The organism is Sodalis sp. (in: enterobacteria), assembly GCF_047607725.1.
In the GTDB taxonomy this organism is placed as follows: Bacteria; Pseudomonadota; Gammaproteobacteria; order Enterobacterales; family Enterobacteriaceae; genus JBLKSS01.
The window spans coordinates 1-16,839 of sequence record NZ_JBLKSS010000137.1; the positions used below are offsets into that span (position 1 = coordinate 1).

12 protein-coding genes, 1 tRNA gene and 4 pseudogenes are annotated in these 16,839 nt (G+C 52.6%); 9 read left to right on the forward strand and 8 right to left on the reverse strand.

The window, feature by feature from the left end; genetic code table 11:
- Window positions 1-149: 149 nt before the first annotated feature.
- A pseudogene (locus ACMX3H_RS12565) lies at window positions 150-1,326 on the forward strand (tyrosine-type recombinase/integrase).
- Between the two features lie 15 nt (window positions 1,327-1,341).
- Here the strand turns inward: ACMX3H_RS12565 and ACMX3H_RS12570 are convergent.
- Window positions 1,342-1,418: transfer RNA gene (locus ACMX3H_RS12570), tRNA-Arg, on the reverse strand.
- A 183-nt stretch (window positions 1,419-1,601) separates the two neighbouring features.
- Here ACMX3H_RS12570 and folD point away from each other — a divergent pair.
- Both folD and ybcJ read left to right on the forward strand, forming a co-directional pair.
- On the forward strand, window positions 1,602-2,474 hold the full coding sequence (gene folD, locus ACMX3H_RS12575; protein WP_415211077.1) for a bifunctional methylenetetrahydrofolate dehydrogenase/methenyltetrahydrofolate cyclohydrolase FolD: 873 nt from the start codon (window positions 1,602-1,604) through the stop codon (window positions 2,472-2,474).
- Between the two features lie 2 nt (window positions 2,475-2,476).
- Window positions 2,477-2,689, forward strand: a complete 213-nt coding sequence (gene ybcJ, locus ACMX3H_RS12580; protein WP_415211078.1) for a ribosome-associated protein YbcJ — start codon at window positions 2,477-2,479, stop codon at window positions 2,687-2,689.
- A gap of 89 nt (window positions 2,690-2,778) precedes the next feature.
- On the opposite strand, the gene cysS is transcribed toward ybcJ, so the two are convergent.
- Window positions 2,779-4,164, reverse strand: a complete 1,386-nt coding sequence (gene cysS, locus ACMX3H_RS12585; RefSeq protein ID WP_415211079.1) for a cysteine--tRNA ligase — start codon at window positions 4,162-4,164, stop codon at window positions 2,779-2,781.
- A 265-nt stretch (window positions 4,165-4,429) separates the two neighbouring features.
- Between cysS and ppiB the strand changes: the two are divergent.
- Both ppiB and ACMX3H_RS12595 read left to right on the forward strand, forming a co-directional pair.
- Window positions 4,430-4,925: pseudogene (ppiB, locus tag ACMX3H_RS12590) on the forward strand (peptidylprolyl isomerase B).
- A 10-nt stretch (window positions 4,926-4,935) separates the two neighbouring features.
- On the forward strand, window positions 4,936-5,655 hold the full coding sequence (locus tag ACMX3H_RS12595; protein ID WP_415211080.1) for a UDP-2,3-diacylglucosamine diphosphatase: 720 nt from the start codon (window positions 4,936-4,938) through the stop codon (window positions 5,653-5,655).
- A gap of 129 nt (window positions 5,656-5,784) precedes the next feature.
- On the opposite strand, the pseudogene ACMX3H_RS12600 reads toward ACMX3H_RS12595, so the two are convergent.
- A pseudogene (locus tag ACMX3H_RS12600) lies at window positions 5,785-6,206 on the reverse strand (ASCH domain-containing protein).
- Between the two features lie 233 nt (window positions 6,207-6,439).
- Here ACMX3H_RS12600 and purE point away from each other — a divergent pair.
- Together purE and purK are read left to right on the forward strand one after the other, a co-directional pair.
- A complete protein-coding gene (gene purE / locus ACMX3H_RS12605) occupies window positions 6,440-6,949 on the forward strand; it encodes a 5-(carboxyamino)imidazole ribonucleotide mutase (protein WP_415211081.1) in 510 nt (169 codons plus the stop codon).
- Window positions 6,946-8,016 (forward strand): 5-(carboxyamino)imidazole ribonucleotide synthase, encoded by a 1,071-nt coding sequence (gene purK / locus ACMX3H_RS12610; RefSeq protein ID WP_415211082.1) that lies wholly within the window; start codon window positions 6,946-6,948, stop codon window positions 8,014-8,016. Before purE ends, purK begins: the two co-directional genes overlap by 4 nt.
- A 1,358-nt stretch (window positions 8,017-9,374) precedes the next feature.
- Here the strand turns inward: purK and ACMX3H_RS12615 are convergent.
- The 5 genes from ACMX3H_RS12615 to ACMX3H_RS12635 form a co-directional block, all read right to left on the reverse strand.
- Complete coding sequence (locus tag ACMX3H_RS12615; protein WP_415211083.1) at window positions 9,375-10,733, reverse strand: amidohydrolase family protein; 1,359 nt, start codon at window positions 10,731-10,733, stop codon at window positions 9,375-9,377.
- On the reverse strand, window positions 10,714-10,806 hold the full coding sequence (locus tag ACMX3H_RS12620; RefSeq protein WP_415211088.1) for a hypothetical protein: 93 nt from the start codon (window positions 10,804-10,806) through the stop codon (window positions 10,714-10,716). The genes ACMX3H_RS12615 and ACMX3H_RS12620 overlap by 20 nt, the downstream gene beginning before the upstream one ends.
- A 240-nt stretch (window positions 10,807-11,046) precedes the next feature.
- A complete protein-coding gene (locus tag ACMX3H_RS12625; protein WP_415211084.1) occupies window positions 11,047-11,853 on the reverse strand; it encodes an ABC transporter ATP-binding protein in 807 nt (268 codons plus the stop codon).
- Window positions 11,850-12,770 carry an ABC transporter permease gene (locus ACMX3H_RS12630; RefSeq protein ID WP_415211085.1) on the reverse strand — a complete coding sequence of 307 codons (921 nt, stop codon included), beginning with the start codon at window positions 12,768-12,770 and terminating at the stop codon, window positions 11,850-11,852. The genes ACMX3H_RS12625 and ACMX3H_RS12630 overlap by 4 nt, the downstream gene beginning before the upstream one ends.
- On the reverse strand, window positions 12,767-13,816 hold the full coding sequence (locus ACMX3H_RS12635; RefSeq protein ID WP_415211086.1) for an ABC transporter substrate-binding protein: 1,050 nt from the start codon (window positions 13,814-13,816) through the stop codon (window positions 12,767-12,769). The genes ACMX3H_RS12630 and ACMX3H_RS12635 overlap by 4 nt, the downstream gene beginning before the upstream one ends.
- 817 nt (window positions 13,817-14,633) lie before the next feature.
- On the opposite strand from ACMX3H_RS12635, the pseudogene ACMX3H_RS12640 reads away from it, so the two are divergent.
- Window positions 14,634-15,591 (forward strand): annotated as a pseudogene (locus tag ACMX3H_RS12640) (Rpn family recombination-promoting nuclease/putative transposase).
- Window positions 15,592-15,954: 363 nt separating this feature from the next.
- Window positions 15,955-16,764, forward strand: coding sequence for a hypothetical protein (locus ACMX3H_RS12645; protein ID WP_415211087.1), 810 nt, complete (start codon window positions 15,955-15,957; stop codon window positions 16,762-16,764).
- Window positions 16,765-16,839 lie beyond the last annotated feature (75 nt).

A 16,839-nucleotide genomic window follows, 5' to 3' on the forward strand; every position in this document is an offset into this window, starting at 1 on the left:
AAGTCCAGCGGGAAATTGGGACGACGTCTTGAGGGTTTTGGTGGGGTTTGTTTCATGAATTGCGCCCATTAAAAAAATAATGGACATCATCTTCAATAACTTGATGGGGAATTAACAGACGGCGCTGGGCGTACGCTTACGAAAAAAGCATGTCATTATTCCGCAGAGGTAACGTCTGGTACGGCAACTACAAGACGCCGGGCGGCAAGCGCATTAAAGAATCTCTTGGAACAACGGACAGAAAACAAGCTCAGGAGTTCCACGACCGTCGAAAAGCTGAACTATGGCGGATAGATAAATTGGGTGACTTTCCCGAGGTTAGTTTTGATGAGGCTTGTCTGCGCTAGCTTGAAGAGAAATCACATAAAAAGTCCCTTGATGCTGACAAGGGACGTATTGGATTCTGGCTCATGCATTTTGAAGGTGTTTTGCTTAAAAACATCACGGAGGCGAAAATTTACTCAGCCGTGAGTAAGATGACAAACAGAAAATCTGAAGCACGCTGGCATCAGAAAGCGGCAGCCATGAGTAAAAAAGGGATTGACATTGGTAATTATACGCCAGAGCCAGTTTCTACTTCAACAAAAGCCAAGCACCTTGCATTGATGAAATCAATCATGCGGGCCGCTGAACGTGAATGGAAGTGGAAGTGGAAGTGGATAGAAAAATTACCTGTTATCAAAGTTCCACAAGAGAGAAATAAGCGGGTATGGTGGCTCGAACCCGCAGAAGCTCAAAGGCTAATTGAAGAATGTCCCGAACCTCTGAAGTCTATCGTAGAATTCGCATTATCAACAGATCTTCGCAGTTCTAACATTGTCAACCTAAAGTGGCAGCAGATAGATATGCAGCGCAAAGTCGCTTGGGTGCATCCGGAAGAGAGTAAGTCAGGGCGAGCTATCGGAGTTGCGTTGAATGATATGGCGTGTGCAGTACTGAGACGACAAATAGGACATCATCATAATTTGGTGTTCGTTCATACGACAGCAGTTAAAAGAAATGATGGCACGACTACAACATCAGTACGGAAAATGCGTGTTGATTCAAATACGACTTGGAGAGCGGCGCTGGGACGTGCAGGAATCGAAGACTTCCGGTTTCATGATCTGCGTCACACATGGGCAAGTTGGTTAGTTCAGTCAGGGGTGCCCCTGTCTTGCATTGCAGGAAATGGGAGGCTGGGAAAGTATAGAAATGGTACAGCGGTATGCGCACCTAGCCCCGAACCATCTTACAGTGCATGCACGGCAAATTGATGCGATTTTTGGCAGTCGCGTCCCAAATCCGTTCCACTGTGAAAAAGTGTCCCTTAAAAARATCACTTAACCCATTGATTTTAAATGGTACGCCCTACTGGATTCGAACCAGTGACCTACGGCTTAGAAGGCCGTTGCTCTATCCAACTGAGCTAAGGGCGCACAACGGAAACCGCGGCGGTGAATGCGGTTTGGATTATACGGAGGTAAGCGTTTGAGTCAATGGCTTTTCTGTCCATTGTTCTGCCGGTAAAAGGTCAGGATGCATTCTGTGCCTGACAGCGGGGCGCGCTTCTGCCAAAATAGCGCCCTCAGCCTGATTACAATGACGGATTTCCGATTCAGATGGTAGCGAAAATAATTGATGGTAAGGCCGTTGCCCAGCAGGTCAGAAGTGAAGTGGCCGCGCGGGTGCAGGAACGCCTCAAGGCGGACAAGCGCGCGCCGGGACTGGCGGTAGTGCTGGTCGGCGGCGATCCCGCCTCGCAAATTTATGTTGCCAGCAAGCGCAAAGCCTGTGAAGACGTCGGTTTTATCTCCCTTTCCTATGATCTGCCGAGCACGGTCACGGAGGCGGAATTGCTGGCGCTAATTGATCGGCTGAATGCCGACCGCTGCGTGGACGGCATTTTGGTGCAACTGCCGCTGCCGGCGGGGATTGATAATATCAGCGTGCTGGAGCGTATCGCGCCGGATAAAGATGTCGACGGTTTCCATCCCTATAATGTCGGCCGTCTGTGCCAACGCGCGCCGCTGCTGCGACCCTGTACCCCGCGCGGCATTGTGACGTTGCTGGAGCGCTATCGCATCGATACCTTTGGCCTCAACGCTGTTGTGGTTGGCGCGTCCAACATTGTCGGCCGGCCCATGAGTCTCGAACTGTTGCTGGCGGGCTGTACGGTGACCGTCACCCACCGTTTCACGCGTGATTTACGGTGTCATATCGAAAATGCCGATCTACTGGTAGTGGCGGTGGGCAAAACAGGCTTTATTCCCGGCGAGTGGATCAAACCCGGTGCGGTGGTCATGGATGTCGGGATTAATCGTCTGGATAGCGGCAAAGTGGTCGGCGACGTGGATTATGCCGGCGCCGCCGAGCGCGCCGCCTACATTACGCCGGTGCCCGGCGGCGTGGGCCCGATGACGGTGGCAACACTGATTCAGAATACCTTGCAGGCCTGCGAGGATTATCACGATACGTCAGCACCGGAGGCCTAACCATGACAACTTTTTCTCTTGAAGGGCACCCCCATATCGCGTTATGCGATCTTTTGAAAATTTCGGGCTGGTGCGATAGCGGCGCGGCGGCCAAGTTGGTCATTGATGAGGGGCGGGTCACGGTAAACGGCGAGGTGGAAAGCCGCCGGCGCTGTAAGATTACCGCCGGGCAGCGCGTCGCCTTCGCCGGGCAGCAGGTGACGATCGCGGAATAAGCCACGGGCGAAGCGATATTGCCGGCCCCCACTGTCCCGCTATGGGACCGGCGCGTGCCGCCGAGGAGGGCCAGCGCCGGCCTATGCCCTTAACCGCGGCGCCAGGTCGTCCCCTGGGGGCCGTCTTCCAGCACGATGCCCAGCGCGGTAAGTTTATCCCGGGCTTCATCCGCCAGTGCCCACTGCCGGGCTTTGCGCGTGTCGTTGCGCTGCTGAATTAACGCGGCTATCTTGGCATTCTCATCCACGTCGCCGCCGGCGCCCTGCTGCAGGAAGGCGGCGGGATCCTGCTCAAGCAGCCCCAGCACACCGGCCAGCTGGCGTAACGTCGCCGCCATACCCTGCGCCGCCGCCGGCTGCTCGCTTTTCAGGCGGTTCACCTCACGGGCGATGTCGAACAGGACAGAATAGGCTTCCGGGGTATTGAAATCGTCATCCATCACCGCGGTAAACTGCGCCCCAAAGTTTTCACCGCCGGCGGGAGCGGCTGCCGCATCGGTGCCGCGCAGGGCGGTATACAGGCGCTCAAGCGCGGCTCGCGCCTGTTTGAGATTTTCTTCGCTGTAATTAAGCTGGCTGCGGTAATGGCTGGACATCAGAAAATAGCGCATCGTTTCGGCGTCGTAATAGCGCAGGACGTCACGCACGGTAAAAAAGTTGCCCAAGGATTTGGACATCTTCTCTCGATCGACCATCACCATCCCGGCGTGCATCCACACATTAACATAGGGGCCGTCGTGGGCGCAGGTGGACTGCGCGATTTCATTTTCATGATGCGGGAAAATCAGGTCCGAACCGCCGCCGTGGATGTCGAAATGATGGCCAAGCTGCCGGCTGTTCATGGCCGAACACTCAATGTGCCAGCCGGGCCGGCCGTCGCCCCATGGCGATGGCCAACTCGGCTCGCCGGGCTTCGACATTTTCCACAGCACAAAATCCATGGGGTTGCGTTTTACTTCGGCGACTTCGACGCGAGCGCCGGCCTGAAGCTGCGCCAGATCCTGGCGGGACAACAGGCCATAATCGCTGTCGCTGTCCACGGCGAACATCACATCACCGTTCGTGGCTACATAGGCATGCTCTCTGGCGAGAAGCTGCCCCACCAGTTCAATAATCGCGTCCATATAGTGCGTGGCGCGCGGTTCATGGTCGGGACGCAAGATATTCAGCTTGTCGAAATCAAGGTGCATCTCCCGGATCATGCGATCGGTAAGCTGATGAAAGGGCTCGCCGTTTTCCGCGGCGCGGCGGATAATTTTGTCTTCAATATCGGTGATATTGCGGACATAATTGACCTCAAAGCCGCGATAGCGCAGATAGCGGGTAACGACGTCAAAGGCGACGAAAGTGCGCCCATGGCCGATGTGGCATAGGTCATACACGGTGATGCCGCACACATACATACCGACTTTACCGGCATGGATAGGTTTAAATTCCTCTTTTTGGCGTGTCAGGGTGTTAAAAATATTTAGCATCGAAAATCATTCCATGTGTCTGCGGATTACGCGTGTAGAGCGCCCAGCGGTAAAGGTCAATAAACCTAACGGGGTATTGAACCCTGAAGCCGTAGCTATTACAAGGGTATGCCCCGGAATTCCCCGCGCTTGACGCGGCGCTGTCATCCAGCGCACGGAGGGAAACGGGGGTCGATGCTGACTCTATGCCAGAGTTATGCTATAAAACCCCTCTGCCCGTACACTTTGTATGAATGCAATTCATCAGACTTTCAGGACATTAAATATGGTTACTTTACATACCATATCACGGCGATATCGTTATCAAAACCTTTGCGGAAAAAGCGCCGTTAACCGTTGAGAATTTCCTCAATTATTGCCGCAGCGGGTTTTATGACAATACCATTTTCCATCGCGTGATTAATGGTTTCATGATCCAGGGCGGCGGCTTTGTCCCCGGCATGGAACAAAAGGCGACCCAGACGCCGGTGAAAAACGAAGCCAATAGTGGTCTGAAAAACAATCGCGGTACGCTGGCGATGGCCCGTACCAACGATCCCCATTCCGCCACCGCGCAATTTTTTATCAACGTGGTGGATAATTACTTCCTGAATTTCCGCTCTGAACGTCCCGACGGCTGGGGATATTGTGTCTTCGCCGAAGTGACCGATGGTCTGGACATGGTGGATAAAATCAAAGGCGTCGCTACCGGCCGCAGCGGGATGCACCAGGACGTACCAAAAGATGACGTCATCATTACCCATGTGACGGTCGCGGAGTAACCCTAGCCGCATGTCAACGCTGTTCGTCGCGGATATTCATCTTTGCGCACAAGAGCCGGCGATTACCGCCGGTTTTCTGCATTTTTTACGTACCCGCGCCATCGCCGCGCAAGCGTTGTATATTCTTGGCGACCTGTTTGAGGTGTGGATAGGCGATGACGATCCCAATCCGCTGCATCACGAGATCGCCGTCGCGCTACAGGCGCTGGGTCAACGCGGCATTCCCTGCTATTTCATTCACGGTAATCGTGATTTCCTGCTCGGCCAGCGCTACGCCAGCGCCTGCGGTATGACGCTACTGCCCGCACAGCAGGTTATGCAGCTTGACGGGCTTCGGGTCGTGATATTGCATGGCGACACGCTGTGTACCGACGATAGCGATTATCAGCGTTTCCGCCGCCGGGTGCATCAACGCTGGCTGCAGCGGCTGTTTTTATCGCAGCCGCTGCGGCTGCGGCTGCGCATCGCCGACAGGATGCGCGCCAACAGTCTACGCGCCAACGCCGGGAAAACCGCCGATATCATGGACGTTAACGCACAGGCGGTCATGACGGTGCTGGCGCACACCGGCGCGACGGTGATGATCCATGGCCATACCCATCGACCGGCGATTCATGTCCTGCCCGGGGAACGCCGTCGCGCGGTGCTTGGCGCCTGGCACCGCCAGGTGTCGGCCATTGAGGTCACGGCCAAGGGCGTCACGCTGCACGAGTTTCCTTTCGGCGGCTGAGCGCTGGCGCGCGCCCGGCGTTATCTTTTCGAGCGGCTGGACGCCCCCATTCCCGCGGGGCCGCCAGGGGCGCGCTCTGCCGTTGGGGTTTCCCGCTCAACCGGGGCGCTAGGCCACGTCTGCGCACGGCTATAGGGTTTCCACCAGCATAAACTCTTCCACCACCAGCGCCATCTCTTCCGACCAGTGGCCGGCACGTTCAAAAAACGCCCGGTGGGTTCCACGCCAGTAGGCCAGGCTAAGATCCCCCTCGCCTTCTTTGGCTGCCATTTCCGCTGTGACGTCGCAAAAATGCAGCAGGCGCAAGGCTGTGGTGCGGATAACCGCCAGCGGGCACTCTCGACCATCGAGGATCACGCTGTAGTCGCCAATGCGCGGGGAGGTGGCATCCTGTTGGTAGGCCTGCAGCGAGCAGCATGTGGCGGTTTTTATGCCCCCACCACGAGTGCGCCCAACTCGTCGGCCATTTGCGGGCTATCGCCGAAGGCCCAATATGACGCGCCCGGGTAGGTTACTGCAAGCGGCGCGCTTTCTTTTGGTATGGTTTCCATCGCGGATATCCCGTTTAGCCCCGCCAGCACCGGTCAGGGCAAGCTACTCAGTTAAAGAAACATTTTGGTGCAGTATAATCCGCACAGCGCATTTTTTCCTTCGCCGCGAACGCCGCCGCCGGCTACGCAACCGTTTTCCTCTATCGGGAGCCATGATATGCTCTACGCCCGGTTAGCCAGGCCGCAGGATCTGTTAATAACGCCGACATTATGACCACAGGAGCACGACGCGTATGCAATCCAACCTCGCCACGGCAAAGATCGCGATTGTCATGGGTTCCCAAAGTGATTGGAGCACCCTGCAATTTGCCGCGGAAATTCTCACCGCGCTGAACGTTCCCTTTGAGGCGGAAATTGTTTCAGCCCACCGTACACCTGATAAGTTATTCCGCTTCGCCGAACAGGCGGCCGACAACGGTTATGCGGTGATTATTGCCGGCGCGGGCGGCGCGGCGCATTTGCCGGGCATGTTGGCGGCCAAGACGCTGGTACCGGTACTCGGGGTGCCGGTTCAAAGCGCGGCGCTGAGCGGCGTGGACAGTCTCTATTCCATTGTACAAATGCCGCGCGGAATTCCGGTCGGCACATTGCCCATCGGCAAAGCCGGCGCCGCCAACGCCGCCCTGCTGGCCGCCCAAATTTTAGCGCTGCATGACGCGGCGCTGACCGATCGTTTGAGCCAGTGGCGCCAACAGCAAACCGATGAGGTCCTGAGCCATCCCGATCCGAGGGAACAGGCATGAAGCCGGTCTGCGTACTGGGCAACGGCCAGTTGGGTCGTATGCTGCGGCAAGCCGGCGAGCCGCTGGGTATCGTGGTGTACCCGGTCGGGCTGGACGCCGAGCCCGAATCAGTTCCTTTCGGCCAAAGCGTGATCACCGCCGAAATCGAACGCTGGCCGGAAACCGCCCTCACCCACGAACTGGCGCGTCATCCCGACTTCGTTAATCGTGATATTTTTCCCAGGCTGGCCGATCGGCTTACGCAAAAGCAGCTGCTGGACCAGTTGCGTCTGGCGCCCGCCCCCTGGGCGCCGCTGGCGGGTGCCGCTCAATGGCCGGAGGTGTTCGTTTCCTTCGGCAATTTGGCCATCGTGAAACGCCGGGTGGGCGGCTATGACGGTCGTGGCCAATGGCGGCTCCATCCGGGCGAAGAGTCCACGCTACCGCAGGATTGCTACGGCAGTTGCATCGTCGAGCAGGGCATCGCCTTCGACGGGGAAGTGTCGCTGGTAGGCGCCCGGTCCACCGATGGCGCTCAGGTCTTTTATCCGCTGACCCATAATTTCCATCAGGAAGGTATTCTGCGCGCCAGCGTCGCCTTTCCCTCCCCGGATAGCGGCCTGCAACAGCGGGCGGAAAATATGCTCGGCACTATCCTGCATGAGCTGGACTATGTCGGCGTGATGGCGATGGAGTGCTTTATTGTCGGCGATCGACTGCTTATCAATGAACTGGCGCCGCGGGTGCATAACAGCGGCCATTGGACGCAAAATGCCGCCTCCATTAGTCAATTTGAACTGCATTTACGCGCTATTCTGGCGCTGCCGCTACCGGTACCGGTCGTCAGCACGCCCGCGGCCATGGTGAATATTATAGGCAGCGACGTTAATACGGATTGGCTGGCGGACTCACTAGTGCATTTGCACTGGTACGAAAAAGAGGTGCGCGCGGGGCGCAAGGTTGGACATCTGAACCTTACCCATCCTGATAGCGCGGCACTCAGCCGCAGCCTGCAGCGGTTGGCAACGCTACTGCCGGCGGAATACCAAAATGGGATCGACTGGGCAACGCAGAAACTGGCCGGTTGAGTCTTGAGTCAGGGCGCGGCGGCTCGCATTGTCCCCAAGATTGAGAACGAATCGCCCTCTGCAAGTAAGCGCCCCGTGGAGGACGTCTTGAATTATTGGTGGGTTTGTTGTATGGCCCGATAAGAATATGTTCCACTACAATGCCTAGTGAACCCGCATCCTATAAGGGACGGCTGTCAGATCATGGATAATCCGGCGATGATAGTGTCCACTTAAATTTTAATGGACACTATCACAAACTTCAGAACCACTAATTTCATATAACTCAAACCGGGATGGAAATAAAAGTTATTAAAATCAATACAATGTGAAAATGCAATGAGCATAAGCGTGTAACGTAGGTTTACTGTCTCATACAACAAACCCACCAATAATTCAAGACGTCCTCCACGGGGCGCTTACGAGCCAATAACAATCCTTGCATCATCAAAAAAAGGTTGAACATTGAAGATATATGTTTGAATTTTATTTTCTCGGCCAAATGCGCAAGTGATGAGTAAAGATAATGTGACTTTATTTTTCATCACCCTTCAGTAGTATTCGTGAAGCTTATCGGCAAAGACAGATGACCAGTGAGGAATTTCTGACAGTTTTTTGTCTTCGATCTGGCTTGAACCCGCCAAGTCCAACAGCTCTATCATCGGCGAGTTGATATAGGTATAACGGGATTCACTATCGAGTATTTGACACGGATGGCTATTGCTTTCGCACATATAGATAATATGGAGAGGCATCGCAGTCCGCTTTAGGTATATGTCAATCATAAAAAACCATCCTTGGAATAAACTTTATTTATTTAAATGAAGTATTCACGATGGAGAGCCATTAATATATAAGGTAATTCCCATTACAATAGTGTGTTCTCTTTATAATAAGATCGCCAGAAATAATTTCTGGCTATTTGATTTAGGGCAGAATGGCTTTCATTTCCTCGTGTATCAAAGAGGGGAATGCATGATTTTCTAAATATATTCGCGATCATACCTATTTTTAAGATCAAGACAGAAACGAACCGCTAAACGGCATCACTCGTTAACGCTACTGTTGCTCGATAAGTGGGATAAATTACTTTCAAGTTAAGGGGGAAGCAAATTTCATGCTTTTGATCAATCGAAACTTCAATCACGTTTTTATCGTTGAACTCCTTTAAACGATAAAAAATGCCGGTTAACGTTCCTAAAATTTACCAATAGTAGTTAGATTATCGTGACCTATGGCCGATTATGCAGGCCGGTTTTGTGCTTTAAATTCCTGTGAAGCATGAATGTCATGTTGCATTTGTTTAAAGATCAAACCGCCGTGTTAAAACCGGTACCCTTCAATTTTCAGGGGACCAGTTTACGTCACGGATACTAAATTCAACGCTTGGATGACGGGGCATAGAAAGGTTGCCGCGGTATTTCATCCGCCAGGTAATGGCGGTAGAAATCTTTTACATGCGGGAATACGGCCTTACCCAAAGCCCGACGGGTTTGTTCTTCAGCATTACGCGGCGCGGCAAGTTTGTGGGCGATTTCACTCAGCACAGCGGTGTGGTCGACTTTGGTAAATCGGCCTTGATGGTAAATCTCCTCACCCTGAATAAAGACGCTCTCGATATCCTTGGTTCGCGCCCGCTGTACCAGGACATCAAGCAAAGGGATGTCCTCATCCTGGTAGGGCCACGTGACGCTTTTCCAGTCAAACAGCACGGCGTCCGCCAGTTTTCCCGGTTCTAGGCGACCGATTTGCCCCGCAAAGGATGTCGTTTCGGCTCCCCCCTCGGTTGCCATGCGCACGATTTCGCCACAGGAAGGCACCTCATCCTCCTCCATGCCGGGAACGCGATGAAGGCGTAGCGCCAGACGCATCTCCTGCAGCATATCTCTGTCCTCATTGATACCCGCTTCGTCCAGACCCAACCCCACGGTTATACCGTGCCGGCGAAAGGCATTTAACGGCGCAATGCCGCTACGTAGACGCAAGTTTGAGCTGCAATTATGGCAAATACAGGTTCCTGTGGCTGCCGTAAGCTCAATATCAGCCTCATTTAGCCATACGCCATGTCCAAGGGTAAGCGACGGGCCGAGCAGCCCCAACCTGTGGAGATGAGCCAATGCAGTTCCGCCGGTGCGTTTGCGTGCATACTCCCGTTGGTAAACGGTTTCCACTAAATGCATATGCATCGGTACGCCCGCATTATCCGCTTCGGCTTTGATAGCCTGCAGACCCTCATCACTGCACCAATGGAGATTGGCTGGCGCGAGTTGAATAGAGGTCAGCGGCTGTGCTTGATTATCCGCCGTCAGCATGTTGAAGAGTTTCAAATTATCAGCGAGCGGCAGCCGCTGTTTTTTCAAATGCGCGGCCAACTGTGGCTGGATGTCGGCCGGTACGCGGGCGACAAAACGTTCGTCGGCCTCATAAACCAGCAGACTTTTCTCGCGCACCGCAAAGCTGTAGGAAGCTCGCATGCCAATCTCGCGATAGGCGGCCAGCACCGTGCCCGCGGCCTGGTATACCGTTTCCAGCGTTCCCGGCCGCCAGCCCTGGATATGTTGTACCGTGGTTATCCCGGAGGCGATCATTTCAAAGGCCGAATACAGCGTATCCAGCCTAAGATCCACGTCGCGTGCCCCTATACGGCTGGCGAACCACAATTCTAGTGCATAATCGGGCGAACCGAGCTGCAAGGGGGTTAAGCCCATATGGTGATGGCTATTGACAAAACCCGGCATTAAAACATGCCGCATAGCGCCGAGCGTCAGGGTATTTCCGTTGCAACTCCTCGGCTTTGCCGATATCCAGAATAACGCCGTCTCGTTGGTAGAGTGCCCCCTGTTTTACAACGACGGGTTGACCGTCAGCTCCAATGCTCTGGACGAGGGTACTGGCTAAAATCAGTGATTCATACATCGTGTTATCCTATAACGCTATTATTATCGCGCCCAGCCACATGGCATGAGGAAAAAAAGATCGCCACGGCGGTTGCTGCAATAGCGCATTCGCCGGCTGGCTGGCTGAGTTCCGCATTAGAGTAATGAGGTTGTATTAGCTAACTTCTTGCTCGGCAAATGCCTTGTCCACCTCATCGCGGAGTAAATCAATCAAACGATCGCTTAGCTGGTGAAAAGCCTGGCTTTTGGGATCGCGTGGTCGCAGCAACGTGATGGGAATGATTTCTTTGATGCCGCCCGGACGCGTGGTGAATACGACCACGCGATCCGCCAGCGCTACGGCCTCGTCGATATGATGAGTGACGAAAATCATCGATACGCCCGTTTTTCTCCATAGGCTGACGAGGAAATCTTGCATTTTCGCTCGCGTTTGCACATCTAGCGCCGCAAAGGGTTCATCAAGCAGCAGTAGCTTGGGGTTGAGCGCTAACGCTCTGGCCATCGCCACGTGCTGGCGCATGCCGCCGGAAAGTTGATCGGGGCGCTTATCGGCGGCATCGGACAAGCCCACCTTATGCAATATTGCCTGCGCCCGTTCTAGCTTCTCCTCTTTGGCAAAACCCTGCATCTTGAGACCAAACGCCACGTTCTCCACTACCGATAGCCATGGGTAGAACGAGGCATCCTGAAACACAAAACCGCGATCGGTGCCTGGCTGCGTTACTACGTCGTCGTCGCAGCGAATAACGCCCTCACTGACGGATTCCAGCCCGGCTATCATATACAAGAGCGTACTTTTACCGCAGCCGCTGGGGCCAAGCAGAACGACAAATTCACCTCGTGCCACCTGCAAACTGATATTCTTGAGCGCGACAAAGGCGCCGCCTCGGTCGTCAACCCAGACTTTGCCTATGCTGTCGCAGTCAATGAGAGGCGGATGAACATCGCTAGGTCGATTCATTGACTACCTCCAACTCGAGTTTCCGGAATCCAATAGAGCAGCTTTTTCTGCACGTTGCGTAATAGCAAATCGAACACGAAACCGGCCATACCGATAATGGTCATCGTAAAGAAGGAAAGACTGGAATTGAATGTATTGCGCGCTTGCATGACAATTTGACCAAGACCGCTGCCGACACCGGTCGCCTCCGCCACCAACACTATCATCCAAGCGCCGAATAAATTCATGCGCAATACGAAGAACAGGGCGGGTAAAATGGCAGGAAGGATGACGTAACAGAAAGTTTGCGCTCGGGAGGCTCCCATTACCGCCGCCACATCGAGATGGGTTTTGCTCACACTCTGGATCTGGCTAATGGTTGAAATCGTCATGACAAAAAATAGCGATATGAACACCATAAAAATCGCCGGTGAATTCCCTATGCCGAAAATAAAGATAGCGACAGGAAGCCAGGCGATGGGCGAAATGGGCGCCAATAAGGTAATGGTGGGCAATACCAGCTTGCCAAACAGGCGGAAATAGCAAATCGCCAGCCCGCAAAATAAGCTGAGGACAAACCCTAATGTTAACCCCGCCAGCACCCGTCCAGCGGTGGCAAAGATGGTATTCACCAATGATAACAGCGCGGTGTCGTTGCTGACCTGTCCGATAACGTCGGTCGGCATAAAGTATTGCGCCTGAGCGGCAAAATTCGCCAGAAAAATGTGCGGCGGGGGTAACAGAAGGGGATTAAGACCGCCAAGCGCCCACACCGCTTCCCATACACCTGCAAAGAGCGAGACGGACGCCACTCCCCAGCCGAGCCGGATGAGCAAAGCAATCCGCTCTCGTCCTCGAGAGCACTTGACCAGAGGGGCAATATGGGCCGGGGGCGGACCTGACGCTTTTATGGGCTTCTGCGCAGCTTTCACGTTCATACGCTTTTCAGCTTTAACGAGGCATAGAGATCTGAATTCTCTTTGATAACCTCATTTAGCAATGACCAATCGAAAATGTCGGCGTTAGGCACGTCTTGGATATACCGTAAATCTTTCAAGTTTTGCGCGCGCTGTAAAATAAAATTCTGGTTTTGTCGTTGGTCTATCATGGCGGGTTGTTTTGAAGTGGCATCGAGTGTTGCTTCGTAACTGGTTTTGAAATACTTGCCCACGGTTTCCTTAACCGCCACCGCCGGATCGGTCTCTTCCTGCTGTTGCGCAATCATCATGCCTTTAATGAGCGCTTTGACGGCGTCGCGCTTGTCAGCCAGCACCGAGGTGCGAACGGCCAAGACGCAATCACTGTAGTTCTTGCCATAAATATCGACGCCGTCGCTAAGGCGGACCGCACCAGCACACGCTTGTAAAGCCTGGGTAGCATAGGGCTCGATATTGCACATAGCATCGACATTGCCATTGATAAAGGCTTGGGCCAGCTCGGGGGACGAGCCAAAATAGCGGACTTTTACGTCAGCGAAACTCATGCCCGCCATTTTGAGGTAATCATAGGGCAACATTTCTAAAGTATCTGCCTGGAAGGTGCCAAGCGTCTTGCCTCGCAGTTTTTCGGCGGAATCAATCCCCTTTTGACTCACTATCACACACCCCTGCACGCCGGAACCCGCGACGATTTTTATGGGAGCACCCCGCGCATATAGCGTGATGAAATTGGTATAGGGCACCACACTCACATCGACCAAACCGGCGCCGAACAAGGCGGCAATATCTGCATTGGTCGGTGTGGTAACGAAATCCAGTAAGACATTTTTTGCCAATCCACGTTCTTTCACTAGGAAAAAGGGACAATTGCACAAGCCGGGACCGTGGGTCGCTTTGAAAGTGGTAATTTCCGCCGCCAGAACCGGCCGAACGATCAAGCCGTTACCGAGTGCCAGACCGCCGGCTGCCAGCGCGCTATGCTTTAAAAAAAGACGGCGATTGATATTGGAGCCATTTAGCGACGGGAAAACTCGGTTATTTGACATATATTTTCCTCTTGGTGGTAATAGATAGCGTAGGTGTTGCCTGCCAAAAATTCCTTGCTAAGGAGTGGAGATTTATTTGGCAATATATTTAATTATGTTGATAATTATTTTTTATATTAGTGGAGAATCCTTATGTGAAACGCGAGATAACTATCTTTTTTAGTTTAACAATTTCATTAGCAAACGCAAAGCCGGCTGCTAATTTAACAGAAGAACACGTTAACACATCAACGCCTGATGAGAATAAGGGGCGCCATGCGGCATATTTATCGTTATCAGACGCTTTTTGAGCAATGCGATTTTATGTATTGTTTAGTCAAAACTGTAAATTAATCAATCTGAAACGCTGTGCTGAAGAAGACGCTAAGCGAAGGAATGTCGCTTATGTTGTTGAATACTATCATCATAAACCATGCTGATATACTTTAGAATAGTTTTATTAAAGATATTAGATATTATATCTTTAGTAAATGAGTTTTGTGGGGTAATTTTTAAGTTTACTTTTAATAATATACCGTGCTGTACTTAGTGGTAATCAATCAATCCTGATTGTTCAATATGGGGAAGATTTACATCAGGCTCTATCATTTGCAAGCAATTTTGCTACCGATCCCATCGACGCCGTGAATATAGCTTATATCCCTCAGTCGCTGCTGCGCTTGAACATTCCCCTCTAAGATAGTCCAACCGTACCAAAATACGTTTACCTACTGAATGAATGATGGCGTGAGCATAAGCGATTTGAGAAATGGCCCTGGTATCCATTTGCTCACGCCGTCTTATTGGTGGCAACGTTTCACGCCAGCGTTATGCTATCATCCGCCCATTTAGTTTATGCCTCGACGGATCAGATGAAGAGAAGAAGAAAAAGCTTACCCCTACGCCCCATGATGCGACGTTCAGGCAGTTTCTGACGCAGCCGACGATTGCGCACGATTTTATGGAGATCCACCTTCCGGCAGAATTACGCGCTATCTGTGATCTGAACACGTTAAAGTTGAAATCCGGAAGTTTTGTTGAGGAGGACCTGCGTCAATATTTCAGTGACGTGCTGTACAGTCTGAAGACCACCACCGGCGATGTTTATGTGCATGTGTTGATTGAGCATCAGTCGACGGCCGATAAACACATGGCTTTTAGGCTGTTACGCTATGTAGTGGCGGCAATGCAGCGTCACCTTGATGCCGGCCATAAGAAGCTGCCGCTGGTCATACCGATATTGTTTTACACCGGCAAGCACAGCCCGTATCCGTACTCCACTGACTGGCTCCAGGCGTTCTCAGATCCCGTTCTGGCCAGGAAACTCTACCACGGTGATTTCCCTTTGGTAGATGTGACAGTCATTCCAGATGATGAAATAATGAACTACCACAGCAGGGCGGCGCTGACTCTGCTGCAAAAGTATATTCATCAGCGTGATCTGGCGGAATTGATCGACAAACTGGTTATTCTTCTCATGGAGGACTGGCTGGCTTCGCAGCAGGTTATTTCGCTGGTACACTATCTACTACAGGCAGGCGAATCCTCAGACGCCGAGGCCTTTGTACGTGAACTGGCACAACGTGTGCCGTAACATGGAGCCGAACTGATGAGCATCGCACAACAGCTTGAACAGAAAGGTATCGAAAAAGGCCGCATGGAAGGGCGTTCGGAAGGTGAGCGTGAAGCCACTCTCAATAGTGCTCGTGCCATGTTGCGTAATGGTCTGGATCGCCACACCGTGATGAAAATGACTGGTCTGAAATGAAGACGAACTGCAGCTGCTGCGCCACTGACTAATTTTTATCCGCTCTACACCATTAGTACTGTGAGGGCATCGGACCACTTTCCTGGCGAATGGCCTGTACATTGCGTCTTTGGTTTCCGCATTTCGGCAATGGGTGCTTACTCTTTCCCTCCGCAGGGTCTACCTGAAGCAGGGTAAAACGGAAGCAGGCAACATCAATTAGCTTTTGTGATATTCGGATAGTTGGATGGCGATACCTTAATAACCGGCACCCGACGTTCCTTTTGCGGCAGCGCGTCTTTCCCTTTCGCCGTTAGCCGCACAGGCTGAATCTGATATCACCTGAGCCTAATATCGTGTACGTTACGTAGAGTATCACCCAACACATCACTTCAACGGAATGGAGTAATCTATGAAATCAGCCTCACTTCAAGGTCTGAAATCCCGCCCCGCCAGGCTTCTCACCATCGACGACCAACTTCCTTGTCCTGGACCACAATTTGCTGAACTCTGGCAACAATGGCTGGATTGGGCAAATGCCGCCAAAGCACCGGAGTTTCGCGCACAAAGATCCTGTGTTTATCGGCGTAATGACAAAGCATTACCCATGCTTAACCACTGTCTAAAAAAGCAGATAGAAGAACTTGATTTCTCAGCACTGGGACAGGATGACTTCCCAGCTTGTTTCCCGTCACACATTACCTCACTCACTCACTCACTCTCTTTCGAACAGAACAGGCTAACCGATCTCACCGCCATTATGTACAGTCTCCCTAACACGTTAAAAAGCCTGAATATTAGCTCTAATCCTATCAATAATCCTCCCGGGCGCTACCCGCCATACCTGCAGAAACTTTTCATTTATAACGCAGATATAGAAACACTATCGATTGACTTTGTTCCATCACTGCCAACGTCGCTGAAAGTGCTGGATCTTTCCTCGAATCATCTGACCTCTCTGCCGGAAAATATTTCAGCGCTACCGGCTGGTTTGGAGATGCTGCTGTTGATCAATAATAAATTCACCGACATTCCGGAGGTGTTATTCACCCTGCCGGCCAGCTGCGAGATTTACATACCTCACAATTCCATTCCGGCAGAGCGCCTGCAACAGATTGAAGCGCGTATTACCGCGCCGGACTATCAGGGACCGCGCATTTTCCGTAAGCGCCCCGTGGAGGACGTCTTGAATTATTGGTGGGTTTGTTGTATGGCCCGGTAAGAATATGTTCCACTACGATGCCTAGTGAACCCGCATCCTATAAGGGACGGCTGTCAGATCATGGATAATCCGGCG

Excerpts from the sequence above, each read along its gene's own strand:
- ACMX3H_RS12595 (WP_415211080.1), top strand. The coding sequence starts at position 4,936 with ATGTCAACGCTGTTCGTCGCGGATATTCATCTTTGCGCACAAGAGCCG.
- ACMX3H_RS12630 (WP_415211085.1), bottom strand. The coding sequence starts at position 12,770 with ATGAACGTGAAAGCTGCGCAGAAGCCCATAAAAGCGTCAGGTCCGCCC.
- cysS (WP_415211079.1), bottom strand. The coding sequence starts at position 4,164 with ATGCTAAATATTTTTAACACCCTGACACGCCAAAAAGAGGAATTTAAA.
- ACMX3H_RS12645 (WP_415211087.1), top strand. The coding sequence starts at position 15,955 with ATGAAATCAGCCTCACTTCAAGGTCTGAAATCCCGCCCCGCCAGGCTT.
- ybcJ (WP_415211078.1), top strand. The coding sequence starts at position 2,477 with ATGACAACTTTTTCTCTTGAAGGGCACCCCCATATCGCGTTATGCGAT.
- folD (WP_415211077.1), top strand. The coding sequence starts at position 1,602 with ATGGTAGCGAAAATAATTGATGGTAAGGCCGTTGCCCAGCAGGTCAGA.
- purK (WP_415211082.1), top strand. The coding sequence starts at position 6,946 with ATGAAGCCGGTCTGCGTACTGGGCAACGGCCAGTTGGGTCGTATGCTG.
- ACMX3H_RS12635 (WP_415211086.1), bottom strand. The coding sequence starts at position 13,816 with ATGTCAAATAACCGAGTTTTCCCGTCGCTAAATGGCTCCAATATCAAT.
- ACMX3H_RS12625 (WP_415211084.1), bottom strand. The coding sequence starts at position 11,853 with ATGAATCGACCTAGCGATGTTCATCCGCCTCTCATTGACTGCGACAGC.
- purE (WP_415211081.1), top strand. The coding sequence starts at position 6,440 with ATGCAATCCAACCTCGCCACGGCAAAGATCGCGATTGTCATGGGTTCC.
- ACMX3H_RS12615 (WP_415211083.1), bottom strand. The coding sequence starts at position 10,733 with ATGCCGGGTTTTGTCAATAGCCATCACCATATGGGCTTAACCCCCTTG.